Source organism: Paenarthrobacter nitroguajacolicus (assembly GCF_051027655.1).
Taxonomy (GTDB): domain Bacteria; phylum Actinomycetota; class Actinomycetes; order Actinomycetales; family Micrococcaceae; genus Arthrobacter; species Arthrobacter nitroguajacolicus.
Genome location: NZ_CP073234.1, coordinates 71,820 through 97,717, shown reverse-complemented (window position 1 = coordinate 97,717; position 25,898 = coordinate 71,820). Strand labels below are relative to the sequence as shown.

23 protein-coding genes and 1 pseudogene are annotated in these 25,898 nt (G+C 61.9%); 14 read left to right on the top strand and 10 right to left on the bottom strand.

Features of this window, described 5'->3' with window-relative positions; translation table 11 throughout:
- Positions 1–33 precede the first annotated feature (33 nt).
- Positions 34–1,533: a peptide MFS transporter gene (locus tag KCX59_RS00480; RefSeq protein ID WP_091464444.1), complete on the top strand. Its 1,500-nt coding sequence runs from the start codon at positions 34–36 to the stop codon at positions 1,531–1,533.
- A 93-nt stretch (positions 1,534–1,626) separates the two neighbouring features.
- Here the strand turns inward: KCX59_RS00480 and KCX59_RS00475 are convergent, their stop codons facing one another.
- Positions 1,627–2,319 carry a DUF4190 domain-containing protein gene (locus KCX59_RS00475; RefSeq protein ID WP_179018072.1) on the bottom strand — a complete coding sequence of 231 codons (693 nt, stop codon included), beginning with the start codon at positions 2,317–2,319 and terminating at the stop codon, positions 1,627–1,629.
- Between the two features lie 219 nt (positions 2,320–2,538).
- Between KCX59_RS00475 and KCX59_RS00470 the strand changes: the two genes are divergently transcribed.
- Together KCX59_RS00470 and pgm are read left to right on the top strand one after the other, a co-directional pair.
- A complete protein-coding gene (locus KCX59_RS00470) occupies positions 2,539–3,294 on the top strand; it encodes an SDR family NAD(P)-dependent oxidoreductase (protein WP_091464441.1) in 756 nt (251 codons plus the stop codon).
- Between the two features lie 220 nt (positions 3,295–3,514).
- Positions 3,515–5,176: a phosphoglucomutase (alpha-D-glucose-1,6-bisphosphate-dependent) gene (gene pgm, locus KCX59_RS00465; RefSeq protein ID WP_256871501.1), complete on the top strand. Its 1,662-nt coding sequence runs from the start codon at positions 3,515–3,517 to the stop codon at positions 5,174–5,176.
- A 5-nt stretch (positions 5,177–5,181) separates the two neighbouring features.
- Here pgm and KCX59_RS00460 read toward each other — a convergent pair whose 3' ends face one another.
- The 3 genes from KCX59_RS00460 to KCX59_RS00450 form a co-directional block, all read right to left on the bottom strand.
- Complete coding sequence (locus KCX59_RS00460) at positions 5,182–5,682, bottom strand: 2'-5' RNA ligase family protein (protein ID WP_178994754.1); 501 nt, start codon at positions 5,680–5,682, stop codon at positions 5,182–5,184.
- A 354-nt stretch (positions 5,683–6,036) separates the two neighbouring features.
- Positions 6,037–6,732 (bottom strand): hypothetical protein, encoded by a 696-nt coding sequence (locus KCX59_RS00455; protein WP_179018070.1) that lies wholly within the window; start codon positions 6,730–6,732, stop codon positions 6,037–6,039.
- A 366-nt stretch (positions 6,733–7,098) separates the two neighbouring features.
- A complete protein-coding gene (locus KCX59_RS00450; RefSeq protein WP_178994753.1) occupies positions 7,099–7,704 on the bottom strand; it encodes a malonic semialdehyde reductase in 606 nt (201 codons plus the stop codon).
- A gap of 203 nt (positions 7,705–7,907) precedes the next feature.
- On the opposite strand from KCX59_RS00450, the gene opgC reads away from it, so the two are divergent.
- Together opgC and KCX59_RS00440 are read left to right on the top strand one after the other, a co-directional pair.
- Entirely contained in the window at positions 7,908–10,397 is a 2,490-nt protein-coding gene (opgC, locus tag KCX59_RS00445; protein ID WP_179018069.1) for an OpgC domain-containing protein, read from the top strand.
- A gap of 85 nt (positions 10,398–10,482) precedes the next feature.
- A complete protein-coding gene (locus KCX59_RS00440) occupies positions 10,483–11,838 on the top strand; it encodes a uracil-xanthine permease family protein (protein WP_179018068.1) in 1,356 nt (451 codons plus the stop codon).
- Between the two features lie 49 nt (positions 11,839–11,887).
- Here KCX59_RS00440 and KCX59_RS00435 read toward each other — a convergent pair whose 3' ends face one another.
- Positions 11,888–13,354 carry a GH25 family lysozyme gene (locus tag KCX59_RS00435; RefSeq protein WP_179018067.1) on the bottom strand — a complete coding sequence of 489 codons (1,467 nt, stop codon included), beginning with the start codon at positions 13,352–13,354 and terminating at the stop codon, positions 11,888–11,890.
- Positions 13,355–13,473: 119 nt separating this feature from the next.
- Positions 13,474–14,292: an alpha/beta fold hydrolase gene (locus tag KCX59_RS00430; RefSeq protein ID WP_179018066.1), complete on the bottom strand. Its 819-nt coding sequence runs from the start codon at positions 14,290–14,292 to the stop codon at positions 13,474–13,476.
- 173 nt (positions 14,293–14,465) lie between these two features.
- On the opposite strand from KCX59_RS00430, the gene KCX59_RS00425 reads away from it, so the two are divergent.
- The 6 genes and pseudogenes from KCX59_RS00425 to KCX59_RS00400 all read left to right on the top strand — a co-directional run.
- Positions 14,466–15,782 (top strand): ABC transporter substrate-binding protein, encoded by a 1,317-nt coding sequence (locus KCX59_RS00425; protein WP_179018065.1) that lies wholly within the window; start codon positions 14,466–14,468, stop codon positions 15,780–15,782.
- A 64-nt stretch (positions 15,783–15,846) separates the two neighbouring features.
- Positions 15,847–16,947, top strand: a complete 1,101-nt coding sequence (locus KCX59_RS00420; RefSeq protein WP_179018064.1) for a carbohydrate ABC transporter permease — start codon at positions 15,847–15,849, stop codon at positions 16,945–16,947.
- The gene (locus tag KCX59_RS00415; RefSeq protein ID WP_179018063.1) at positions 16,944–17,846 is read left to right on the top strand and encodes a carbohydrate ABC transporter permease; all 903 of its coding nucleotides are present in this window, start codon (positions 16,944–16,946) and stop codon (positions 17,844–17,846) included. The genes KCX59_RS00420 and KCX59_RS00415 overlap by 4 nt, the downstream gene beginning before the upstream one ends.
- On the top strand, positions 17,846–19,303 hold the full coding sequence (locus KCX59_RS00410) for a GH1 family beta-glucosidase (protein ID WP_179018062.1): 1,458 nt from the start codon (positions 17,846–17,848) through the stop codon (positions 19,301–19,303). Before KCX59_RS00415 ends, KCX59_RS00410 begins: the two co-directional genes overlap by 1 nt.
- 44 nt (positions 19,304–19,347) lie before the next feature.
- A complete protein-coding gene (locus tag KCX59_RS00405) occupies positions 19,348–20,367 on the top strand; it encodes a LacI family DNA-binding transcriptional regulator (protein WP_179018109.1) in 1,020 nt (339 codons plus the stop codon).
- Positions 20,368–20,391: 24 nt separating this feature from the next.
- A pseudogene (locus KCX59_RS00400) lies at positions 20,392–21,135 on the top strand (Gfo/Idh/MocA family protein); the annotation flags it as partial.
- Between the two features lie 214 nt (positions 21,136–21,349).
- Here the strand turns inward: KCX59_RS00400 and KCX59_RS00395 are convergent.
- Both KCX59_RS00395 and KCX59_RS00390 read right to left on the bottom strand, forming a co-directional pair.
- Positions 21,350–21,637: a helix-turn-helix domain-containing protein gene (locus KCX59_RS00395; RefSeq protein WP_178994743.1), complete on the bottom strand. Its 288-nt coding sequence runs from the start codon at positions 21,635–21,637 to the stop codon at positions 21,350–21,352.
- Positions 21,637–22,128: a DUF2975 domain-containing protein gene (locus KCX59_RS00390; RefSeq protein WP_179018061.1), complete on the bottom strand. Its 492-nt coding sequence runs from the start codon at positions 22,126–22,128 to the stop codon at positions 21,637–21,639. Before KCX59_RS00390 ends, KCX59_RS00395 begins: the two co-directional genes overlap by 1 nt.
- 196 nt (positions 22,129–22,324) lie before the next feature.
- Here KCX59_RS00390 and KCX59_RS00385 point away from each other — a divergent pair, with 196 nt between their 5' ends.
- Positions 22,325–22,891 (top strand): type 1 glutamine amidotransferase domain-containing protein, encoded by a 567-nt coding sequence (locus KCX59_RS00385; RefSeq protein ID WP_179018060.1) that lies wholly within the window; start codon positions 22,325–22,327, stop codon positions 22,889–22,891.
- A 121-nt stretch (positions 22,892–23,012) separates the two neighbouring features.
- On the opposite strand, the gene KCX59_RS00380 is transcribed toward KCX59_RS00385, so the two are convergent.
- Entirely contained in the window at positions 23,013–23,390 is a 378-nt protein-coding gene (locus KCX59_RS00380; protein ID WP_179018059.1) for a hypothetical protein, read from the bottom strand.
- 575 nt (positions 23,391–23,965) lie between these two features.
- Between KCX59_RS00380 and KCX59_RS00375 the strand changes: the two genes are divergently transcribed.
- Together KCX59_RS00375 and KCX59_RS00370 are read left to right on the top strand one after the other, a co-directional pair.
- On the top strand, positions 23,966–24,292 hold the full coding sequence (locus KCX59_RS00375) for a hypothetical protein (RefSeq protein WP_179018058.1): 327 nt from the start codon (positions 23,966–23,968) through the stop codon (positions 24,290–24,292).
- 12 nt (positions 24,293–24,304) lie between these two features.
- Positions 24,305–24,856 (top strand): dihydrofolate reductase family protein, encoded by a 552-nt coding sequence (locus KCX59_RS00370; RefSeq protein WP_179018057.1) that lies wholly within the window; start codon positions 24,305–24,307, stop codon positions 24,854–24,856.
- 48 nt (positions 24,857–24,904) lie between these two features.
- Here the strand turns inward: KCX59_RS00370 and KCX59_RS00365 are convergent, their stop codons facing one another.
- A complete protein-coding gene (locus KCX59_RS00365; protein WP_179018056.1) occupies positions 24,905–25,858 on the bottom strand; it encodes an ArsR/SmtB family transcription factor in 954 nt (317 codons plus the stop codon).
- Positions 25,859–25,898 lie beyond the last annotated feature (40 nt).

Genomic DNA, 25,898 nt, shown 5'->3' with positions numbered 1-25,898 from the left:
AAGTGGTTGCCCCGGGCATTCATCGATGTGACAATGCCCGCAGTCAGTGCCAGCATTGAGAAAATGAGCACACCTCAAACCACGGCTGAGTCCGCAAAGCCAGCGGGCGATACGTCATTCTTCGGCCACCCAAAGATGTTGGCCAGCCTCTTCTCCGTGGAAATGTGGGAGCGATTCTCCTTCTACGGCATGCAGGGAATCCTGCTCTACTACATGTACTTCACCGCCGAGCAGGGCGGTCTTTCCATTGACCAGGGGCTCGCAGCTGGCCTGGTGGGCGCGTACGGTGGTGGCGTTTACCTGTCGACGATCCTCGGTGCATGGCTCGCCGACCGTCTCTTCGGCTCCGAAAAGGTCCTGTTCGGCTCGGCCATCATGATCATGGCCGGCCACGTCGCGCTGGCACTCCTGCCGGGCATTCCGGGCCTGATCGCAGGTTTGGTGCTGGTTGGCATCGGCTCGGGTGGCCTGAAAGCCAACGCCACGGCGCTGGTCGGCAGCCTGTACGGCGAGAAGGACGAGCGCCGCGACGCCGGCTTCTCCATCTTCTACATGGGCATCAACATCGGCGGCCTCATTGGCCCGCTGGTCACCGGTTGGCTGCAGACAAGCTACGGCTTCCACGTCGGCTTTGGTGCCGCAGCCGTGGGCATGGCGATCGGCCTGGTCATCTACTCCCTGGGCCGCAAACGCCTTCCGGAGGAAGCACACCGCGTTCCCAACCCCCTTCCCGCGAAGGATCGCACAAAGTACGGCCTGATCTTCCTGGCCATCCTGATCGTCATCGGAGTCCTGCTCGGCACAGGGATTGTCAACGCCAACAACCTGGCCCGGAGCATGGCCTACGCCGCAATCGGCGCCGCTGTGATCTACCTGTTCCTGATCTTCCGCAGCCCGCTGGTCACCGCCGTGGAGCGCAAGCGCGTGATCGCGTTCATCCCTCTGTTCATCGCATCTGCCGGGTTCTGGGCGCTGTTCCAGCAGCAGTTCACGTTTATTGCTGTGTACTCGCAGGAGAAACTGGACCGCAACTTGTTTGGCTGGGAAATGCCGGCCGCCTGGGTCCAGTCCATCAACCCGGTATTCATCATCATCTTTGCCGGCGTCATGGCTGCCCTCTGGACCAAGTTGGGCTCCAAGCAGCCGAGTTCGCCGCTGAAGTTCTCCGCGGGCCTTTTCATCATGGGCCTGGCATTCCTGGCGTTCATCCCGCTGGCCGGCGAGGGCAAGACTCCCCTGCTGGCTCTTGTGGGCATCCTGTTCATGTTCACCCTGGCGGAACTGTTCCTCTCCCCCATCGGCCTGTCTGTGAGCACTAAGCTTGCCCCGCAGGCATTCCACACCCAGATGGTGGCGCTGTTCTTCCTGTCAGTCTCGCTCGGCACCACGCTGGCCGGCATCCTCGCGGGCCTCTACAACCCCGAGGATGAGCTCCCGTACTTCCTGGGCATCGGAGGCGTGGCAGTGGTACTGGCCGTTGGCCTGGCTGCGGCATCGCCCGCGATCAAGAAGCTGATGGGCGGCGTGCGGTAGCTCCGGCTCGTCCGGGCACTCCCCCGACAACGACGGCGACCCTTGCGTCAGGTGGTATTCCCACCTGACGCAAGGGTCGCCGTCGTACGCGGTTTAGAAGTTGTTGTTGTAACTGCTGCTCGAGGCGCCGATGGCGATGAAGAAGATGATGCCGAAGATCAGCGTCAACGCCACGCCGATGTAGCCCATCACGAGGCCGGCGATTGCCATGCCCTTGCCCGCGGGCTCGCGCTTCAAGGCGAGGTGGCCCAGGACCACGGCTGCGATCTGCGGCAGGATGAAGAACCCGAAGCCGACGTAGATTGCGATGCCGCAACACATGCTGGCGATACTCAGGCCCTTGGGCTCAGCTTGCATGGCGTAGTACGCCGGCTGGCCGTACGGCGACTGCGGTTGGCCGTAGGGCTGCTGGCCATAAGGCTGCTGATTGAACGCCTGCTGCTGGTACGGGCTCGGTGGCTGACCATAGGGCGACGGCGGCTGCTGGCTGTAGTCACCCGGCGTGTATGCGCTGGCGGGCGGCTGCGGCTGCGTGTAGAAGTCGTTCTGCCCCTGGGCGTCCTGCGTGTACGGGTTCTGCCCGTGTGCGCTCTGCTCGTAGGGCGGGAGCGGCTGGGTCGCGTTGGCGCCGTTCTCAGGTGCACTCTCGGCGGACGCACCATGACCTGGCGAGCTTTCTGCGGGCGTGCCCGACTCAGGCGCGCTGAACTGTGCGGGCGGAACGTACTGCGGCGGTTCGTAGCCCGCCGGCTTGTCCTCGTTGCCCTTGGATGGCTGGTCTGACATAGGAATCCCCCTGGATTTGGTCTTTGATCCCAACACTACCGCCGCCGGGGGCACCACATAAGGTAACGCGGGTTCCGTGTATATGGCCCGGACAATGCGAGGAATGTCATATTGATGCATACGCATGAAATATTTCCGAGCCGGACTCGGTTTTCATGAGTAGCGCTCAAGCGGCGCTCACTTACGAATCTGCGGGAGCTGTCCCGCGAAGGAGGAATCATGGGTAACTTCGAAGGCAAAACCGCGCTCGTCACCGGCGGAGGCTCCGGCCTCGGGGAAGCGATCAGCAAGGACCTCGCGAAGAACGGCGTCAACGTTGTAGTAGTGGACGTCAACCTCGAAGCTGCCACGCGCGTGGCCGAACAAATTACGGCCGACGGCGGCAAGGCAGTCCCGTTCCAAGGCAACACTGCTGTGGCCGAGGACAGCAAGAAAGCGGTCGACTTCGCCGTGGAGAGCTACGGGGCGCTTAATTACGCCGTCAACAATGCCGGTATCGGCGGGGCCAGCGCTCCTGTCGGAGAAATCGACATCGAGGACTGGGACCGGGTCATCGCCATCAACTTGAGCGGCGTCCTCTACGGAATGCGCTACCAAGTCCCGGCCATCCTTGCCGCAGGCGCGTCCGAGGGTGCCATCGTGAACATGGCATCGATCCACGGCGCTGTCGCAGCTCCCGGCAATGCGGCATACACCGCGGCCAAGCACGGCGTGGTGGGCATGACCAAGAATGCTGCGGCGGAATACGGAGCCCAGGGACTTCGCGTCAATGCAATCGGCCCCGGCTACATCGATACTCCCTTGTTGGCTGCCGCACCGAAGGAAGTTGTCAGCGGGCTCGAAGCAAAGCACCCGCTGGGCCGTCTGGGGCAAGCTGAGGAGATCGCGAACGTCACCACGTTCCTCCTCTCCGATAAGGCCAGCTTCATGACCGGCTCGTACGTACTCGTCGATGGCGGCTACACCGCCGTCTAGCGTTATCCGTTGTCGCTTCGCCCGGTTCGTTGGCTCCTTTTCGGGCTTCGGGACCAGGGCGGGGCGATCTTTTTTGGCTAGCAGCCGCCCGTGAACGCGAAGTGAATCTTTGCCGCCTCGCCCATGGCACGGGCGCAGTAGCGGCGCCATTCGGCGTCACAGGGGCCGGATCCCGGACATTTCGTGTCAGCGGGCCCCAGGGTCTGGCATGCTGGACCCCATGGCTAGCCGAGCGGGCACAGTTGCCCTTCCCCAGGACCTTGTTGACATCACAGCCCTGCTGGACGCGTATTTCGACGTAACTCCGGATTTGGGCGACCCTGCGCAGCGCGTGGCGTTTGGAACGTCCGGGCACCGCGGATCCAGTTTGAAGGCCTCCTTCAACGAGCCGCACATCCTCGCGATCACGCAGGCAATCGTTGAATACCGTGGCCGTCAGGGCATCACAGGGCCGCTGTTCATCGGCCGCGATACCCACGCCCTCAGCGAGCCTGCACAGAACTCCGCACTGGAGGTACTGGCTGCCAATGGCGTGACCGTCCTGGTGGACGCCCGCCACGGTTACACCCCGACGCCGGCGCTGAGCCACGCGATCCTCAAATACAACCGCGAAGCCGCGCCGGGCACACCCCAGGCTGACGGCATCGTGGTAACCCCAAGCCACAACCCGCCCGGCGACGGCGGCTTCAAGTACAACCCGCCCCACGGTGGTCCCGCCGACACCGACGCCACGGGATGGATCGCCGACCGCGCCAACCAGCTCCTCGAGAACGGCCTCCGCGGCGTCAAGCGGATGCCGCTGAACGATGCCCTGGCCGCTGACACCACTGGCAAGTTCGACTTCCTTTCCAGCTACGTGGATGACCTCCCGTCCGTGCTGAACCTGGACGCGATCCGCAACGCCGGGGTGCGCATTGGCGCTGATCCCATGGGCGGCGCCTCCGTTGACTACTGGGGCGAGATCGGCGAGCGCCACCAGCTCAACCTCACGGTTGTGAACCCCACGGTTGATCCGCAGTGGGCTTTCATGACCCTCGACTGGGACGAGAAGATCCGCATGGACTGCTCGTCGCCGTCCGCCATGGCGTCCCTTATCAAGCGGATGGCCGTTGGGGCCGATGGCACCGCCGCTTATGACGTCGCCACGGGTAACGACGCCGACGCCGACCGCCACGGCATCGTCACGCCGGACGGCGGGCTGATGAACCCGAACCACTACCTCGCCGTCGCCATTGATTATCTGTACCGGAACCGCGGTGGCTGGAACCCGGAGTCCGTGGTGGGCAAGACCCTGGTGTCGTCGTCGATTATTGACCGTGTTGCCGGCGGTCTCGGCCGCAAGCTGGTCGAGGTTCCCGTGGGCTTCAAGTGGTTTGTTCCGGGCCTTCTGTCCGGCGAAGGTGCCTTCGGTGGCGAAGAGTCAGCCGGCGCGTCCTTCAATAAGCTCGATGGCAGCGTGTGGACCACGGACAAGGACGGCATTCTGCTGGCACTGCTGGCGTCCGAGATCACGGCTGTCACGGGTCAGTCTCCATCGCAGCTGTACAAGGGCCTGACTGACCAGTTCGGCGCTCCCGTGTACGCCCGCATCGATGCCGCGGCTACCCGCGAGCAGAAGGCCAAGCTGGGCAAGCTCTCCGCCGCCGATGTCACCGCTACTTCCCTGGCGGGCGAGGAGATTTCGGCCAAGCTCACCGAGGCTCCCGGCAACGGCGCCTCGATCGGCGGCCTCAAGGTGGTCACCGAGAACGCGTGGTTCGCGGCCCGTCCCTCCGGCACCGAGGACGTGTACAAGATCTACGCCGAGTCCTTCAAGGGCGCCGACCACCTCGCGCAGGTGCAGCAAGAGGCCAAGGCGCTGGTGGACGGGGTTATCGCGTAACTTCCTCAGTGGCTCTGGGCGTCCTGCGTCCAGAGCCTGAGGATGCGGCGGATGGCGTGGTCGCCTTCCGGGGCCATGTCCACCAGGGCTACTTGGTCAAGCACGACGACGTCTCCGGGCTTGGGACGCTTGCCGTCGTGATGCGAGATGTGCGGCCGATACCGTTCCAAGACGTAGTTGGGAGTGGCAATGCGCCCGCCTACGGTGTTTGCTGCCTCGACAATCTCCTCATGAAGGCCCTGAAGGAGCGGATTGTGCTCGATCAGGCTCACCGGAATGGACCCCATATGCCCGAAACCCGCTTCTCCACCCACTCTCAGCCGCGTGCCAAGCGCGCCCTTGATGGGCGCTTCGGCCAAGGCTGCAAGGACACCGGCGACGTCGGCACTCACGTCAGAGCCGACGTCGAACCTTAACAGCGTGATGTGAAGCGGCCAGTCGCTGCGCGGAAAAACCAGCCCCGGCGAGACGGGCTCCGTGAACGCCACCCAGATGAGGTTCCGCATAGGCATAGTTTGCCACCACGCCGGACAAACCATCTCTCACATCCCGACCCTAAATCCCGAACCATCTCTCACCTCCCGCGGGCTTGAGCGGATCGCTCTCTCACATCCCATGGGCTTGAGCGGGTCGCTCTCTCACCTCCGAAGCCCTTCCGGCCAACCATCTTTCACCTCCCAAGCCCGGGCTAGGCTGAAGAACCTGCGTCCGGGACCGATGAGCTTGATAGTAGAGGGCGCCATACCTTGGGCTTACGCAGCCGGAGCAGTCAACGAATCGACATCCGAGCTCAAAGCGAGTCTGCAATAGGACCGCGTGGCTCTGCACAATTCTCGGATCACTGCAATCAATCACAACTATTAGGGGCCGAAAACTGACCGGCCGCGAAATTCGCCAGTATGTCCGTTCTTGCATCGAAACTGGATGATCCCGTCACGGTTAGCCTTGGCACCGAAAAGTTTCGCATTGACTCCGGGGCGATTGTCCTCACGGCAAGGAATGCACTCTGCGACCGGCTTAGCCCGGTAAAAGCTGCCGGGCTTACCTTTAGATGGAATCAGGGCGCGACGCCAAGACTTTCGGCGGTAATATGTGGGCCGAGACCGGGCGGTAAAGAATCTCCAGCTTTTAACCGAAATGATGATGGAAATTACTGTCAAAAGGATCAATGATAAGCCCCCAGCCCAAGTTTCAGCCAGAGCACGCAGAAAGGACGGAATATCCGCAACGGATGCGAAGGCTCTCCAGTTAACGGGACCCCAAATTGTCCATACGCTCATGGCGGCACTAACGACCGTCGCCGCTAAGGCCAACCATTTGGCACGATCAGAAGTAACCCAGCTAGCGCGACTTTTTCGCAATTCGACCGGGGTATTCTTGCCGTCCTCGGCCGCCCCATAAGTAATAATCAAGTCGCCCGCCACGACCGGGCTGTGATCTCCGGCGGTGCGAACACCAGACTGATCAGAGATGGTGTTGCCCTGGAAGCTACCCTCTCCCCTATTTTGAACACTTATCTTTGGACCGTCATAGCCGGCCCTCTGCTTGTCTTTCAACTGTCTCTACTCTGCTCTCATTGGGAATCAAGGCGCTAGCCCCGCGCATGAGGCATCATGTCGAACGCTAAAAGAGGAGACATCTTTAGTCAAATCATTGGATAAAGATGCCGCCGGCTCCATCTGGCCCAATTCTTGATCCCTTACTCACGGCCCACCCCCATTGACCCCAAGCCCGAGGGACGTGAGAGAGCGTCGGCCGTAACCCGGGCGGACGTGAGAGAGCGTTGGGCTCAAGCCCGAGGGATATGAGAGAGGGTCGCCCGTAAGCCCGAGGGAAATGAGAGAGCGACGGGTAATCGGGACGCCACAAACGCAAAACGCCCGCTCACTGGAACGTGAGCGGGCGTTTCTGCTGCGGAACACTTAGACGGTGCGTACAACGTCGTCGTAAGCGAACTTCGGCTTGGCTTCGCCCCAGGCGTCCGGGCCCGGCTGGCCGATGTTGACCACGAGGAAGCTCTTCTGGTCGCCGGCCGGGAAGAACTCGGCGTCGATGGCGGAGAAGTCGGCACCCGTCATGGGGCCGGCGGCGAAACCGAGCGAGCGCACGGCGAGGATAAAGTAGCCGGCCTGCAAATGAGCGTTGTTGTTGCCAGTAGCAGCGGCGAACGCCGGGTCGGCGTCGTACATGGCCTTGGGCGCGCCGTAGGCGGGGAGGAACTTGTCCCACTGACCCTGCCAGTCCGTGTCGTAGGACAGGATGGCGACCAGCGGAGCGGAGGCGGTCTTGGCCTTGTTGCCGTTGGAGAGGGCGTCGACGAGCTTGGCGCGGGCCTCGTCCGAGCGGACGTAGGTCACGCGGAGCGGCTGGGAGTTGAAGGCAGTGGGGCCGAATTTGGTGAGCTCGTAGATGGCGCGGGCTTGCTCGTCGGTGACCTCACCGGCGAAGCTGTTGGCGGTACGGGCTTCGGCAAAAATGGCGTCGACTGCTGCGGCGTCAATGACTGCTTCTTCGTGGGCGATCGTCATTTCTTGAACCTTTCGCTGGGCCTGGCCCGGGAGCAGGCCGGGCACTTCTGCTTTCCATGGTTGCAACTTCAACTTCCGTTGTCTTCTTCCCATGACGGCCCGTGACGTTAGGCACAGCACGAAAGTCGGTAGCATCATGCATACGCGCTGCCGCCGCTTTGGGGACGTCCGGCCGTGGGAATGACGACACCAGAAGGGGCCTGATGCCTACCTTTCCCCTAGCGGCCCGTCAGCGGGCGCTGGCTGTTCTTGCCATGCTTCTGGTGATGTTCCTGATGCCGACCGCACAGGCCTGGGGCTCAGTTCAACAGCCCAGCGTCGAGGATCCCGGAACGCGGTTCTTCGGTGCCTTGTTGGACTGGGACAAGGATTCGGCAGCAGACTACGCCCAGCGGCTCGGGGCGCCCGCGGCGCTCTATGGTCAGAACGTGTCCATGCCCGTGGACGAAGGCGGCCGCGAATACCTGAAGGGCTACTTCTCCCAAATCGCCGACCAAGGCTCGCACGCGCTGCTCACGGTCCGCCCCGCGATCAACCTGAACGACATCAACGAGGACGTTGCGGCCACTTTTGCGAGTCAAATCACGACGGCGGCGGCCGGCTTCCGGGGGAAGGTCTTCGTCCGCTTCGCACCGGAAATGAACGCGCCGTGGGTCAGCTGGGGACAAGAGCCGGAAGCTTACCGGGCTGCGTTCGACAAGGTCGCTGCAGCGCTCAGGGCCAGCCTGCCGGATCCCGTGATGGTGTGGTCTCCGACAGCAGAAAAGGACTATCCCTTCCAAGTCGCCACCTCCACACCTCCCAAGGGCGTTCCCCTGGGATCTCTGGACACCAGCGGGAACGGCGTTTGGGACCAGGACGATTCCGCATTTGAACCGTACTATCCGGGTGATGACGTGGTGGACTGGGTAGGCCTGTCCGTTTACCACGACACAACGGGCGCCGGCGTGGCAAGCAATACCCTGCCAGTGGCGGGCGAGTTCAATGACGCCCTCCATGCGTCCAACGGCGGAAGCTCCAGCGGCGAGGGTGGAACCGATAATTTCTACAGCACCTACGTCCAAGCCCGCACCAAGCCCCTCTTGGTTGAAACCGGAGCTTTCTACTCGCCCGGGGCCGGTGGCGCTGCTGAGCTCGATGTTAAGGAAACGTGGTGGCACCAGGTTTTCGCCTCTGTTGCGGAGCCCGGGAATGGGTCCGTCCGGGCAGTGGTCTGGAACGAAACCACGGATGTGCGCGAACCGGGCCGGGTGCCCATTGATTGGAGGGCCGCAGCCGAGCCCTCACTTGCCAACCCCTTCCGAACATCATTGGACACCTCAGGCCTCACCATTGGACCCGTCACTGAGCGGGGCTTGGAGAACGTGCCTGGTGTCGAGGCACCGCAGCCGAAGGCAGGCACAGTCATCCAGGGCTGGGCCGCGTGGGTTTCCGCCGGGTCAGTGCTGGTAGCTGTTGCGGCTTTGTGGCTGTTGTCCTCCCGGGCTTTTGCGAACAAATGGTCCTACACGGGCACGGGTAAGCGTGATGCACGTATCGACATGCTCCGCGGCCTGGCGATCGTATTTGTGGTGGTAAACCATGTGGGCATCAACTCCGTATTCCAACTGCTGAGCCAAGAGACCCTCGGAGTAGTTTCCGGAGCGGAGCTGTTCGTCATGCTCTCCGGAGTGGTTTTAGGCATGGTCTACGGGCCGCGGATTGCAACAGAACTCGGTGACGTGGTGGATGGAACCACCAAGCGCGCCTGGAAGTTGTATTTCACAGCCCTTGCCGTGGTCCTGATCGTGTACGGGTTGAGCCTGCTCCCCTTCATCAACGCCGCAGCGGTCACCACCTTCACGGATCAGGGAACGGGTGGGGCAGGAAGGGCAGCTGCGGGCACCACCTACGACCTCTACGCCGGAATGGAGGGGTTGCTGCAGTTCCCCGTCCCGCAAGGGCTCATCCCGGCGCTCCTGTTGCTGCAGGTTGGGCCGTGGCAGTTCAACATCATGGGCCTCTACGTGGTTCTGTTGCTCATCAGCCCGCTAATCCTCGTTGCGCTTTCCCGCGGGTTTACCTGGCTGGTCCTCACGCTCAGCGTCGGCCTCTACGTCGCAGGGTCGATCTTCCGTTTCCGCCTGCTGCCTTCGCAGTTCGAGGATTCATTCCCGCTTCTCGTGTGGCAGCTCCTGTTCGTTGTGGGAATGACCGCCGGGTTCTATCGACATCAGATCATCCAGTGGTTTTCCGATCCCCGTCGGCGCCTGCTGCTTGGGGTGTGCATTTTCCTGGCAGTAGCCTGTGCCGTTTTCTCCTGGAGCGGCCCTTATATGACCAACCAACTGGACTTCCGGCTCGCGCTTATCCCCGAAACGACGTTTAGGTACGTCTACGACACCTTCTTCAGCAGGACTTATCTTGGGCCGGGAAGGGTGCTCAACGTCTTCCTCATCACCATCGCCTTGTATGCATTGCTAAGTGCTTTTTGGAAGCCGCTGTCACGCGCCGTTGGCTGGTTCTTCATACCCCTGGGCCAAGCAACGCTGTACGTGTTCATCATGCACGTGTTCTTCATTGTGGCCATCGCCAACATCCCTGCCCTGCGGGACGGGAACCTCTGGCTGAACACCGCCGTGTACATAGCCTTGCTCGCCATACTTTGGGTGATGGTGAAAACCAAGTTCCTGTTCAGGCTGGTTCCTCGCTAAAGACGGCGTTTGTCGCCTCATATGGGTGGGCATTTGGCGGTAATGTTGCACCGAATCCCAATACTCTTCTGAGGAAGGCCCCGCCATGAGCATGCTCGGCATCAAATGGAAGCTCCACGGCAACGGCAAGTCCATTCGCCCAGGCCACGTGGTGGCTCCCGACGAGCGGCTCGCGTGGCCGTTGACCATCGGCATTGGCATGCAGCACGTAGTTGCCATGTTCGGCGCCACCTTCCTGGTCCCCATCATCACCGGCATGCCGCCAGCTACCACCCTGCTGTTCTCCGGTATCGGCACCCTGCTCTTCCTGGTGATCACCAAGGGCCGGGTGCCCAGCTACCTTGGTTCGAGCTTCGCGTTCATCGCCCCGATCATGGCGTCGCAGCAGCAGTACGGCGTCAGTGGCGCCTTGGGCGGCGTGGTGCTTGCCGGCGTCGTACTGGCGCTTATTGGTGCGATCGTCCAGAAGTTTGGAGCCGAATGGATCAACCGGCTCATGCCACCGATCGTGACCGGCGCGATCGTGGCGCTGATCGGCCTGAACCTCGCGCCAGCCGCGAAGGCAAACTTCGACGCCGCTCCCGTCACCGCGCTGATCACGCTGGTGACGCTCATCCTGGTCAGTGTCCTATTCCGCGGAATCCTGGGGCGCCTGAGCATTCTGGTGGGCGTTGTGGTCGGGTATCTCGTGGCCATGATGCGCGGTGAGGTGTCCTACGAAAAGATGGACGCCGCCGCATGGGTTGGCCTGCCGCTGTTCCAGACGCCCGAATTCCACCTTGGCGTGGTGGGGCTGTTCGTCCCCGTGGTGCTGGTGCTCGTGGCTGAAAACGTGGGGCATGTTAAGTCGGTGGCCGCGATGACCGGCCAAAACCTCGACGGCGTCTCCGGCCGCGCGCTGATGGCCGACGGCGCCGCCACTGTACTTGCCGGTTTCGGCGGCGGTTCCGGTACCACGACGTACGCGGAGAACATCGGCGTCATGGCCGCTACCAAGGTCTACTCGACGGCGGCCTACTGGGTGGCTGGTATCTTCGCCATCCTGCTGAGCTTCTCCCCGAAATTCGGCGAACTGATTGCCACGGTCCCGGCCGGCGTCCTGGGCGGCGCCGCGACGATGCTGTACGGCATGATTGGCGTGCTCGGTGTGAAGATCTGGGTCCAGAACAAGGTCAACTTCTCCAACCCGATCAACCTGACCACGGCTGCCGTAGCCCTGATTATTGGCATCGCGGACTACACGTGGACCATCGGCGAGCTGAAGTTCACTGGCATTGCCCTGGGGTCAGCCGCTGCACTGGTGATCTACCACGGCATGAAGGGGCTGGCTCGTTGGCGCGGGACCGTCGCCGAGCCGGAAACCGAGACGGCGGGCCTGCCTCCTGCGGTGAAGTCGGCGATGAACGCTGCGGCCAAGAGGGACAGGAAGAAGGGGAAGTAGGGGTTCCTTCCGGGCAATTCTGATGCGGCGTTAGGCCGGGAGCATCCCTTTACTGGTCCCCGAACTTGGTGTCGAAACGGTTCATAAACGCGGCCATGGCATCGCGGGCCACCGGCTCAAAGGGCCTGTACGTCTTGGTCCCATCCGCCTCAGTCCATCCGGAACTGATGCCGCTGCTCGCGAGCCACGTGATCTGTTTGTAGAACGGGTTGGTCGTGGCAACGTCCGTAAACGGCGACTCCGCGGGGGCGTTGAACTCCGGCGAACCGGCCAGCCTGTACATAAATGCGGCCATGGCGTCACGGGCCACCGGCTCAAAGGGCCTGTAGGTTTTGGTCCCATTGGCCTCGATCCACCCAGTACTGATGCCCTTGCTGGCAAGCCAGGTGATCTGTTTGTAGAACGGGTTGGTCGTGGCTACGTCCGTAAAGGGCGACTTGGCGGGGGCTGTGAAGGCAGGTGAGCCTGCCAGCCGGTACATGAAGGCGGCCATAGCGTCACGGGCTACGGGGGCCAAGGGTCGGTAGTTCCTGGCTCCGTTGGCCTCGGTCCATCCTGTTGAAATGCCACGGGACCCGAGCCAATTGACTTCGGCGGTGAACTGCCCGCCGGATATGTCGGAGAAAATGGGGCCTGGGTTGCTCGCGAAGGCCGTCAACTGCCCGACGGTACCGTTGAAGACATTCTGATCACCCGGGAACACGCCGGAATCGGCGTACTGCCACAAGGTGTGGGCATTCCAACCAGCTGGCAGCGCCCCGGGTGTCGACTCCCACCTGGCGATGTGCAGAGGGTGGTTCCCGAAGCCATTGGCCTTACCCGTGCAGGTATTCCACCAGTCGGTGGTGGTGTAGATGGCAGGAAGGCGGCCGGTTCGCGACAGGATGGTGGTGGCGAAATCGGAGACCCACGACACCATCTCTCCAGGGGTCATTCCGTAGCAAGTGCTGCCGTAGGGGTTGTATTCGAGGTCCAGCAGGGCAGGCAGTGTTTTTCCATCCGGTGTCCAGGCTGCACCGCTCTGGAGGAAGTAGCTGGCTTGAGCGGCACCGGAAGACGCGTTGGGAAGCGCGAAATGGTAGGCGCCGCGCAGCATCCCGGCTGAAGCAGCTCCGGCGTATTGGTCAGCGAAGTATGGGTTGCTGTATTCGGTCCCCTCGCTGGCTTTGACGTACGCGAACTTGGCCCCGTTTGCTGCAGCCTTGGCCCAGTCCACCACCCCTTGGTGGCTACTGACGTCCATTCCGGGTACGCCCGGCATTGCAAAAGCCGACTCTGTGGCCTGAATGGAGAACAATTGGCCTGCACTTTCATGACCACGAATGGTCGATCCCATGGCGTGGTCGTTTTGGGCTGCGGGCGATTCTTCGGAGGCGTTGGCCGCCGTTGCACCAGACGCGGCGAGAAGCATGGTGGCGAGCAGGACAGCGGCCGCTTTAGCGCCGATAAACCCCCGTGCCGGCGGTTGGGCTGGACTTTTCGGGAGACCTGAGCGGCTGGAAATGGAGAATTTCATTCGACGATTCCTTCGACGTTCGAGAGGAACCGGCGCCCCCACGTGGTTCAGCCCAGCCTACTATCCAAAGTCACACTCCCACTTCCGCCAAGAACGCCGCGCGCCGCTCCAGCGCATCTTTAGGGTCTCACCCGGGGACGGCCATCGGTCGACGTCGAAGTGCGGACCCGCTCCAACCACTCGCCAAGGAGCGCCGCAGTTAGCTCCGGTTGATCCAAGTGTGCGTTGTGGCCGGCACGGTCAAGGACGGCAACCGTGGCCTGCGGATAGCTGCCAGCCAGGGCCACCTGATCCTGATACCCGACCACATGGTCCTGTCGTCCTGCCACTATCAAAGTGGGTCCTTGATAGGTCTCAAATCGAGTTTCCGGCTCAGCAGTGAGCGCGTAGTTGTTGGAGATCCGCGTAGTGGCAACCGGATCAAACGCCCTCAAACCCGGCAAAGTGGCTTCGCGGAACCGTAACCAATTCTCTTGAGATTGGACAACGGCCATTTCCCCATAGTCGGACGCATCTTCCGGAGTCAGGGACGCCATCAGCGCTGGATCCGCCCGCAGGACAGCCTTAGCGGGCAGGACCCGCGCCCCTTGGTCCGCGACAGCGACGGGGCAAATCAACGCCAGGCCCAAAACCTGATCCCCAAATTCGGCGACAAGCTGACGTGCCAGCATCCCTCCAAAGGAATTGCCCAAAACTGCGAACTTGTGAGCCCCGAGTTTGTCTCGAACGAAGGAAGAAACCGCATCAGCAACGGCGTCAGCGCTGTCGATATCCGGTCCGGCCGGAGACTGCCCCATTCCCGGCAGGTCAAGGTAGATCCGCAGCCAATCACCACGCTCAGCAAGCACTGGGTCGAGCCCCAACAACAGACGATGATCGACGCAAAAGCCATGAATGATCAGGATCGGGGTCCCCGCCCCGTACTCAACAGAATGCACTTCCGAACGCTAGCATCGCGGCGCAGTTAGACCGTCTTTTTCGGACACATCAGCCTTGTTGAGAGAGCGCTCTCTTGACGCACGTGACTTGCAGCACATACATTGGTCCCACATCCCAGAGAGCGCTCTCTCGCCCTAGGCGTACGGTCGCTCGAACACACAAAGGAGTGATCGTGGAGTTTTCGCGACTAAGGAAATTCACTGCCCTCGCCGGCGTAGCCTCTCTTGCCCTCGTGGCGGCAGGCTGCAGCGGCGGAGGCGACAAAGCGGCGAGCGCCGACAACCCCGTCACACTGACTGTGACCACCTTCGGCACCTTCGGATACGACGACCTGTACGCCGAATATGAGAAGCAGAACCCCGGCGTCACCATCGAGGCGACCAACATTGACCGTGGTTCAAACGCCCGGACAGATGCGTTCACCAAGCTCGCCGCAGGCTCCGGACTTAGCGACGTCACGGCCATCGAGGAAGGCTGGCTCGGCTCCATCATGGAGGTTTCGGACCAGTTCGTGGACCTCAAGGAGCACGGCGCCGAGGACATCAAGGGCAACTGGGTGGACTGGAAGTTCAAGCAAGGAACCGATCCCGATGGCCGCGTCATAGGCTATGGCACGGACATCGGACCGCAGGCATTGTGCTTCAACGGCAAGCTCTTCGAAGCTGCCGGCCTGCCGAGCGACCGCGAAAAGGTGGCCGAACTCTTCGGCGGCAAGGACGCAAGCTGGGATACGTACTTCAAGCTCGGCCGCCAGTACAAAGCGGCCACCGGCAAGGCCTGGTATGACCAGTCCGGATTCGTCTGGAACTCCATGGTCAACCAGATGGACGAGGGCTACTACACCAAAGACGGCAAGCTGAACGTTGAGGGCAACAAGGAGATGCGGGCAAAGTTCGACATGCTCGCTGCCGGCACTGCCGATGGCCTGTCCTCCAACCAGACCCAGTTCGACTGGGGTAACGGCAAGGCCTTCGTGGATGGTTCCTTCGCAACGCACGTATGCCCGGCTTGGATGCTCGGCACCATCAAGGGCCAGCTCGAGTCCGCAGGCGGCGGGGCGGCAAGCGGCTGGGATGTAGCTGACGTGTTCCCGGGCGGTGCCTCCAACTGGGGCGGTGCTTTCCTCTCGGTTCCCAAGAGCTCCAAGCACCCGGCTGAAGCAGCAAAGCTGGCAGCCTGGCTGACCGCACCTGAGCAGCAGATCAAGCAGTCCGCTGCAGCGAACAACTTCCCCAGCACCCTCGAAGCCCAGGCAAAGATCGTCGAGGCAGCAAAGCCGAACGAACTGTTCAACAATGCCCCGTATGGCGCAATCTTTGAGTCCCGCGCCGAGGGTGTCATCGCCCAGTTCAAGGGTCCGGATGACTCTGTGATCCAGGAGAACGTCTTCGGTCCCGCCCTCAAGATGCTCGATTCGGGCAAGGGTACGGCCGATGAGGCCTGGAATGAAGCCGTCAAGCTCCTCAACGACCTCGTGGTCAACAACTAGCAGAACCCGGCCGTGGGGCCTCCGGGATAACCGGAGGCCCCCTCACAGAGTCTGAGACCCGTCCATGACCACCACATTGAACCGCCCGGCAGCCAGCAGATCGGCCGCCAACAAACCGAAACCGACGTTCCGTCAACGCCTGAACGTCTTCGATATGAAGGCGTCCCCCTACCTCTACATCGCCCCGTTCTTCATCCTGTTCGCCTTGGTGGGCCTCTTTCCCCTGGGCTACACGTTCTTCGTCTCCCTCTTCGACTGGCACCTGCTCAAAGGCCAGGGAGAGTTTGTGGGATTCCAGAACTTCGCTGAGGTGCTGCAGGACAGGTTCTTCTGGAACTCCCTCTTTAACACCGTCAGCATCTTCCTGATTTCCACCATCCCCCAGCTGATCATGGCCACCATTATTGCCGCGGTCCTGGACCAGAACCTGCGAGCCAAGACCTTCTGGCGCATGAGCATCCTGCTCCCCTACGTCGTCACTCCCGTCGCCGTCGCCATGATCTTCACCAACATGTTCGGGGAGCAGTACGGGCTCATCAACAACATCCTGTCGAGCTTCGGCATCGATCCCATCATGTGGAAAAACGACACCCTTCCCAGCCACATCGCCATCGCCACCATGGTGAACTGGCGTTGGACCGGCTACAACGCGCTGATCCTTTTGGCCGCCATGCAGTCAGTACCGCGCGATATCTACGAGTCTGCAGCAATCGACGGCGCCGGCTCCGTCCGCCGCTTCTTCAGCATCACCCTGCCCAGCATTCGACCCACAATGGTGTTCGTCATTGTCACGGCCACCATCGGCGGGCTGCAGATCTTCACAGAGCCCCGACTGTTCGATCCCGTGGCTGCCGGCGGAACGGCACGGCAGTTCCAGACCACCGTTCTGTACCTGTGGGAGATGGCCTTCCAGCGGCAGAACTTCGGCAAGGCCTCCACCATCGCCTGGCTCCTGTTCCTGATCATCCTGCTCTTCGGCATCGTGAACTGGTTGATCTCACGCCGTATCGCCACAAATGGCGACGATCGCGGCGCTGCCAGCCGCCGCCGTCGTAAGCGTTCTTCCGCCGCGAACGTAAAAGCGGACGACGCCGGCCTTCCGGCCCAGGCGGCAGCGGCAGAACCGGCCAACGCAACAGAACCAACCCCGAGGAGCGGGCAATGACCCTCACGCAAAACCGGCCACAAACACCGGCCCTGCAGCGAACCTCACGATCCCTGGCCACACGGAAGGCACTCTTTGGCAACGGCCGACGTCCCGGGTTCCTCACGTATGGGTTGCTGCTCGCGTTCTTCCTGGCATCGGCCTACCCGCTCTGGTGGTCCGTGATCATCGGCAGCCGCTCCAACGAAGCCCTCGGGGAAACCTGGCCGCCGCTGCTCCCGGGCGGCAACTTCTGGACCAACGTTGGCGAAGTCTTCGACACCATCCCGTTCTGGCTCGCGCTCGGCAACAGCGTCCTGATCTCGGGCATCATCACCGTCTCGGTGGTGGGATTCTCCACCCTGGCCGGGTACGCGTTCGCCAAACTGCGCTTCCGCGGCCGCAACTGGCTGATGGTGGCAGTGATCGCCACTATGGCGATCCCGACGCAGCTCGGCATCATCCCGTTGTTCATGCTGATGCGCACGCTGGGCTGGACAGGTGAGATCGGCGCCGTCGTCATCCCTACTCTTGTCACGGCGTTTGGTGTCTTCTTCATGCGGCAGTATCTGGTGGACGTGATTCCGGACGAGCTCATCGAGTCGGCACGCATGGACGGCGCATCCATGATCTCCACCTTCTGGCACGTGGCGCTCCCCGCCGCACGTCCGGCCATGGCAATCCTCGGTCTGTTCACGTTCATGACGGCGTGGACTGATTTCCTGTGGCCCCTGCTGGTTCTCGACGCCGGCAACCCCACCTTGCAGACGGCGCTCAGCCAACTGCAGTCTGCCCGCTACGTGGACTATTCAATCGTCCTGGCCGGTGCCGTCATGGCAACACTTCCCCTGTTGGCTCTCTTCGTCATAGCGGGACGCCAACTTATATCCGGAATCATGCAAGGAGCAGTGAAGGGCTAATGCCATTCGAAGCAACAAACCACCCAGCGACCACCCCCTTTAACAGGGTTTGGCCCAAGGGCTTCATCTGGGGCTCGGCTACCGCCGCAGCCCAGGTGGAAGGCGCCAGCCACGAAGGCGGCAAGGAGGATTCCGTATGGGATGCTTTCGCCCGCGTTCCGGGTGCCATAGCCAACGGAGAGACGTTAAAGGACGCGGTGCAGCACTACCACCGAATGCCCCAGGATGTCAGGATCATGAAGGAGCTGGGCCTGGATTCCTACCGGTTCTCCACCAGCTGGTCCCGCGTCCGGCCCGGTGGCCGCACCGCGAACGCCGAAGGCTTGGACTTCTACTCCCGCCTTGTGGATGAACTGCTCGACGCCGGCATCCTTCCTTGGTTGACGCTCTACCACTGGGACCTGCCGCAGGCGCTGGAGGAGGAGGGCGGCTGGGCCAACCGCGATACTGCCTACCGTTTCGTCGACTACGCAAACGATGTCTACTCGGCGTTGGGGGATCGCGTCCAGCACTGGACGACATTTAACGAACCGTTCTGCTCGTCACTCCTTGGTTATGCGGCGGGCGTGCACGCTCCGGGTCGGCAGGAACCGGACGCGGCCGTAGCGGCGATCCACCACCAGCATCTGGCCCACGGCCTGGTGGTCAACGAGCTACGGAGTCGCGGCGCGCAGCAATTGGGGATCACGCTGAATCTCAGCAACTCCATTCCGCGGGATCCTTCCGATCCCATGGACCTCGATGCGGCGCGCCGGTTCGACTCGCTGCAGAACCGGATCTTCCTCGATCCAATCCTCCGTGGAGCTTACCCGGAGGACACCCTCAATGATCTTGGGCAGTTCGGCATCCGGGACGTCATCAAGCCCGGCGACCTGGAAATTATCGGTGCACCCATCGATTTCCTGGGCGTCAACCACTACCACGATGACCTCATCAGCGGACACCCCACTGCTGAACACGGAGACGGCCACTCGGGCGGCGCAACGCGCCCGACGTCGTCGTGCTGGATCGGTTCGGAAGATATCGCCTTCCCGAGCCGCGGCCTGCCACGCACAGCCATGAACTGGGAAGTCAACCCTGATGGACTGCGGAAGCTCCTGGTGCGCCTTGGCGAGGAGTACCCGACGCTGCCGCCGCTGTACATCACGGAAAACGGCGCCGCGTACGACGACGTCGTCAGTCCTGACGGAGCAGTCCACGACGCCGAGCGGACCCAGTTTGTCCTCGATCACATCACAGCTGTTGGTGAGGCGCTCGACCAAGGTGCCGATGTGCGCGGCTACTTTGTTTGGTCGCTCCTGGACAATTTCGAGTGGTCTTGGGGTTACGGCAAGCGCTTCGGGGTTGTTCGCGTGGACTACGACACCTTTGAACGGACGGTGAAGGACAGCGGACTCGCTTACTCCCGCGTTATCGAGGCAGCCAAGGCATCTGCGACCGCTACCGTGAACGCCTAAAGTAGCCTTCAGAGGCTTACTTTTCTTACGTTCCGGAGATGACGATGACGCAGGACACCAGCGGCCCCCGGCCGGTACCCACCCTTGAGATGGTGGCTGCCTTAGCCGGGGTGTCGAGGGCCACCGTGTCCCGCGTCGTCAATGACAGCCCTAGTGTTGACCCGGAACTGGCACAGTCCGTGAGAAAAGCGATCCTTGCACTCGACTACACGCCAAACCGTGCCGCACGTTCCCTGGCCAAACGCCGGGCGAATGCGGTCACACTGATCGTCCCGGAGTCGACATCCAAGGTCTTTGCGGACCCCTTCTTCGCATCGGTGGTCCAAGGTATTGCCCTGTTCCTGACCGATACCGAGTACACGCTGAACATGGTGATCTCCTCTGAGTCGAAGCCGGAAAAAACCCGCAGCTTCCTGCTCGGAGGCAACGTGGACGGCGTCCTGGTGGTATCGCACCACAGCGGTGACAACTCCTGGACGCACCTTTCGGGATCACTTCCCATGGTGTTCGCCGGGCGCCCCTTAGTAGGCGGCAAGGAGAGCTACTACGTGGATGTGGCCAACGAGCAAGCCGCCTACGAGGTTACCCGGCTTCTGACCGAGAGCGGCCGAAAGAACGTTGCCACGATTGCGGGTCCCCAAGACATGCCCCCGGGCATTGACCGCCTCGCCGGGTGGAGGACTGCCGTGCGGGAGGCGGGTCTTGGGGAGGGCTTGATGGCGGAAGGCGACTTCACTTTGGCATCCGGCGCCAAAGCAATGCACCGTTTGCTGGATCGCGGTGTTCCCATTGACGCTGTTTTCGCGGCGAACGACCAAATGGCCGCCGGCGCCTACACCGCCATCCAAGGGCGGGGCCTGCGCATCCCGGAGGACATCGCCGTCGTCGGTTTTGACGACGATTCCTTCGCTACCTCAGTGACCCCCGCCCTCACCACCGTGCATCACCCGATTGTTGAACTCGGCAAGAAGATGGCCGAGACCCTGGTGAACCTGATCGAGGGCAAACCAGCGGAACGCGTCACCAGAATGCCAACCTCGATCGTCATCCGCGATTCCGTTTAGCGCCATGCCTTGAAAGGCTCTTCCATGCTTCCTGCTCCCGTCAGCACCACGGCTCCTTCCGTCGCGACAGGCCGCCCCATCCGTTGGGGAGTAGTGGCCACGGGATCCATAGCCCTGCGCGTGGTGCAGGATCTTGCGCTCCTCGAGGACGCCATCCTGCAAGCTGTCAGTTCCCGCTCGGAGGTTGCGGCCCGGAGCTTTGCTGAAAAGTTCGGATTTGCCACCGCCTACTCGGATGCAGGAGAGACGCCGGGCTACGAGCGGCTGCTGGCCGACCCCGCCGTCGACGTCGTCTACATCGCCACGCCGCACGCTCAGCATCACGCCGTCGCGTTTGCCGCGCTTAACGCGGGAAAGCACGTCCTGTGCGAAAAGCCCATCGCCATGGATGCCTTGCAGGCACGCGAGCTGTCCGATCTCGCCCGGGATCGTGGGCTTTTCCTCATGGAGGCGGTGTGGACCCGGTTCCTGCCGAGCTTCTGCCGCGCCGTCGAGATTTTGCGGTCAGGGGAGATCGGGGAGCCGCGCTGGCTCCAAGCTGACCTCGGTTTCGTGCCAGCATTCGATCCCGCGTCCCGGATCTGGGATCCGGCTGCTGGCGGCGGAGCATTGCTGGACCTCGCTGTCTATCCGCTGACATGGGCGCTCGGAGTTTTCGGTGAGCCCCGCAGCATGCTTGCCAGCGGGGTCCTGACTCCTGAGGGTGTTGACCTGCAGAATTCCCTTGCCTTGGATTATGAAGGCGGAGCACATGCGCAGCTCATCACGTCGATCGGCGCGGAGTGCCCCAGCGTGGTGACTGTCGGAGGGACGGAAGGTTGGCTGCGATCCTCCGCTCCCCTTTTCAACCCGGCCGAGCTCATCATCCAACCACGCAGCGGCACGCCGCGGACGGAAAAGTTCGAGGTGACCGGGCACGGATTCAGCTACGAACTGCGCGAGGTGACGCGGTGCCTCCAGACCGGGCTGACTGAGAGCCCGTTCATGACTCCTGCGGAGTCGGTTGCGATGATGGAACTGCTGGACGAGGCTCGTCGGCAGATGGGTCTGCGCTATCCCAGCGATCCTCAGTCTCCCACCGCAGTAGATCCCCTGGCTGGCAGTCCAGTACCTCGCACAGGGCTTCGAGCGTAGTAAACCTCACGGCCTTCGCTCGCCCGTTCTTGAGTACAGCCAAGTTGGCTGGCGTGATCCCAACTTTCTCGGCCAGCACTCCAACCGGCATTTTGCGCTTGGCCAGCATGACGTCAATATCCACGATGATCGGCATCAGATCACCTCATCAAGCTCGGAGCGGAGTTGTGTTGCTTCGACGTCCCGCGCTACAGCCTGGGCAAGCAGTGTACGCATTACCAACACAACCAGCGCCACGCCACCGATCATCAACGCTGCTCCGCAGATCAGCATCACGATGCCTGGTGCGGTCTCGCCGGGCGCCAGAATCACGGCGATGCCGAACACCAGCACCGCCGCCAACGCGATGGCACCAAAGATGATGTCCACGAACCGGAACGCACCGTGGGAGAACACGGTTCCGCGACGCACCATCGTCAGCAATCGCCACACGCAGACCGATACCACCTGGACACACAGAATCCCCAGGACCACGATGGCCAGCAGGGCAACACGAGGGCCGTCGGGGGCGCCGGCCTCAAACAGATCGTTCGAGAGCAACGGGACCATCCGCACCTGCACGAACAACGAACCGGCCAGCACCATCGCGATTACTATCCGTAACGCGAGAATTGTCAGCTTTCCCACTGGAGTCTCCTTTATCGAACAACAATCTGATTCTATCGATATTCGATAGTTAAGCAAACGCGCATTTGCAGCCCTTGTGGATAGTCAGCTTGCTTACTAAAAGCTCTTTCCCTAGGCTTGAGCAGGTCAGACAAACAACTCTCACAGCGGCGGTAAACGCTCAAAAAGCACTCCGCCGCGCCATGGAGGAGGAACAATGTCAGAACACAACATCACAGGCAAGAAGGTCGCATTCCTGCTGACGGACGGCGTGGAGCAGGTGGAACTCACCAGCCCATGGCAGGCGGTCAAGGATGCCGGCGGTGAGCCGACTCTCGTGGCCCCGTCCAAGGGAAAGCTCCAAGGCTTCAATGGCGTGGAAAAGGGTGACACCTTCGACGTCGACCTCGCGGTAGCCGATGCCAACGCTTCCGACTTTGACGCCCTGGTTCTTCCGGGTGGCGTCGTCAACGCCGATCATCTCCGCGTAGATAAGGACGCACAGAACTTCACGCGCGCCTTCTTTGAGCAGCACAAGCCTGTTGCCTCGATCTGCCACGGACCCTGGATTCTCATCGAGGCCGGCGTGATCAAGGGCCGCAACCTCACCTCGTATCACACGCTCCAGACCGACCTGAAGAACGCTGGCGCCAACTGGACCGACGAGGAAGTGGTGGTGGACCAGGGCTTGGTCACCAGCCGCAACCCGGACGACCTCCCAGCCTTCAACAGCAAGGTTGTGGAAGAGATCTCAGAAGGCCAACACGCTGGACAGACCGCCTAACGGTCAGCGACCCACATACGGCGAGTGCCGCCGTCGTACTTTTTCAAGAAGTACGACGGCGGCACTTTGCGTTTCGCTGACCGCAGGCTTTTCGCGGAGAAACGGAAGGTTCTTGGGAGCGCTAAATAAGTGAGATGAAGATATGCCAGCCGTTGCCCATTTGTTGGGTGCCGAATCGTCCGCCATATTTTAGGAGATCGCCGCCCTGGTTGATGGCGATGACGTTGTTGCCCAGTCGGGGGTGCCCTCCGTTTACCGCGACGTCCAGGTTGTGCTCGTAGCTGCCTCCCCCGCTGATTTCGGACATGACTGCCCACCCGGGTTTCCACACTGAGGGCTGCTTCCAGTTCCCTTGACCGTCCGTGGAGTATTCGTGGAGGTAGCCGCCGCGATCACGGCTGTGGATGTCCACGCCCCCTTCGCCGGCTATGCCTCCTGGGGCAAGGATGTCGCTGTTGCCCTCCCCGTCGAAATCCCCCGGCGAGAACGAAGTTTCCACGGCCGGTCCAACCCGTGGCCCGGTGGGACGCAGAAGTGGGGACTTGATGATTCCCTCGTTGCTGGCGGGGTGATTCTGTGAGGGTATGTTCATCCGTGCCCACGCATCTGGAACAGATTGATGAATGCGGGAAAGAGCGTTGGACCTTTATGGCTGGAATGCCCGGGCATCAGCAGCCTTGATGGTGCCAGCGCATTTCGCCGAAGTCACCGTGCGGAACGCTGTTTCCGATGCCCTGACCGGCCTGTACGGCCCGGACTGGCCATGGAACCAGACGTTCGAGGGCAGTTTGCCCGGCGCGCCCCGTGGGCGCTACAGCCCTCGACAGGATTTGGTCTCTACCCGTAATAGCGAACGTACAACAGGAAAGGTGCCCCGAACGCGACACGGTCACCCGTCTCACCTCCTAGCGAGTGGGATGGTGGCAGTTTAGGCGTCTCCGAGCGCTGACTTTGGGGCTCGCTTGCATCCGCTTACCGCATTGAGAAGCAGCGGCCGCGGCAGCTCCACCGTCGTAATGTTGCGCAGGTCACACTCGACGCATACGCTGGGGACGCTGCAGCGTGGCAGCAAGGATGAAAGGCATTACATTGGCCAGCGACAAGCTCTCCGTAGTTGTTCGCGTCGACGTTGACGGCGAACAGATCCAGATCGCAGCAACCGGTCGAGTAACCACCTCGAGCCTCCAAGGGCTCTACCCGGTGGTTCAACGCACCAAGAGCCTCGGCGGCGGCCTCGGTGTCGAAATGGATCTGTCCCAAGCGACGATTGATGCCGATGCCCTCGCCCAGCTGACGACTTACGCCGAGCTTCACGAAGTCCCGGTCCGGATGCAGCCGGATTCCGGCAACGTGACCGCCCTTCCAGCCCGCGAACTCCAGACCACCAGCCGCGCCGCATAGCAGGAGGCACCGATGCGCAAAGTCACCGCTGGCCTGTTCCACTCCGTGGATGGCGTAGTGCAGGACCCCTTCAAGTTCCAGTTCGACAGCTTCGACGACGAACTGGGCACGGGACTCACCAAGATGATCAACACGGTGGACACCGTGGTCCTGGGTCGTGTCAGCTACCAGGAGTGGGCCGGCTATTGGCCCAACGCGCCGCGGGACGAAGACTTTGCTGCCTTCATCAACCCTGTGGAAAAGTTCGTTGCATCCCGCACCTTGTCCGAACCCCTTGAATGGGAAAATTCCCACCTGATTGAGGGCGACCTGGAGCAGTTCGTCACGGAGCTGAAATCGCGGGAAGGCGGCGAAATCGCCGTCTGCGGCAGCATCTCCCTGGTCCGCCAGCTCTTCTTCGCGGGCATCCTCGATGAACTCACCCTCATGACGCACCCCGTAGTTGCGGGCAGTGGGCGACGACTTTTCGAAGATGGCGATCCGCTGCACCGGCTCGCGTTGGAAAACCAATACGCCACCAGCAAGGGCAACGTGGTCAGCACCTACAGCCTGCGCGAAGACTAAAGCGCACGACGGCGGCAGTCACCCGCCGCCGTCGACCTGCATGAACGGTCACCCCAGCAGCAGCGCCGCCCCCAGTTCGCTCCTGAAGTAGAGCACGCTGTGTCCGTATCGTGTTGATGTCACGAGTCCAGCCTCTCGGAGCACCCTGAGGTGCTGGTTCACAGCGGACGTTGTGACCCCGAAGCGCAGGCCCAGCTCGGTGGACGAGGCCGGGGCAGCCAGCGCAGTGAGCAGGCTGGTCCGAACCTCCCCCAACACAGCCACAATCGCAGCCGGATTCGTAACGCGCTCCGTTTCCCACATGGCACCCTGGCCCCGAACCGGATACATCAGTAGCGGCGGGTCGCCGTGGTTCACGGGAGCAGAGGCCCTGCGGGTAAACATGGTGGGAACAAGGGTCAGCCCCAAGCCGTCAGTCTTCTCGGTCCGCGACGCCGGGTTCTTCAACCTCACGGAAATCACGCGTCCGTCGAACTCCACAGCACCGGACAGGTCGTTGAGCATCGTGAACAGCCCGCCCTGCGCAATCTGACGCCCACGGTAGACGATATCCGCTTCCAGTATGGTGCGCATGCGCAACCAATGCGGCGCGAAGCAGGTGTCCCAGAACTCCCGGAGGATACGGACCATACGCCGGACGGCCTGATCAACAGGTCCGGAAAAGACGGCTGGAACGGCGCCGTGCACCCGCATTAGGTCGCCATGAAACTGCTCGGCTGAAATTTGCTCCAATGCATCAAACTCGTCATCGATCCTCGTGAGCGGGGACTCAGGCCGCGGGTTCAGGAAGTCCGGTGTCCACAATCGGTCATCCACCAAGGCCAGCAATCCATCCAGGTCCAAGCGCGAGCGGGCCTCTTCCGTCCGACGCAACCATGGCAGTTGAAGTGGATACTGGCTCGGGTCGCGAATAGCCCTCAGGGAAAGTCCCAGTTCACACAGAGGCGAGATTCCGAAACGCACGCCGCCCAGATCTGCGTCTGACAACTCGTACCTCAACATGAAGCATTACGCTACATCAATACCAGCCACCGGCAGGGGG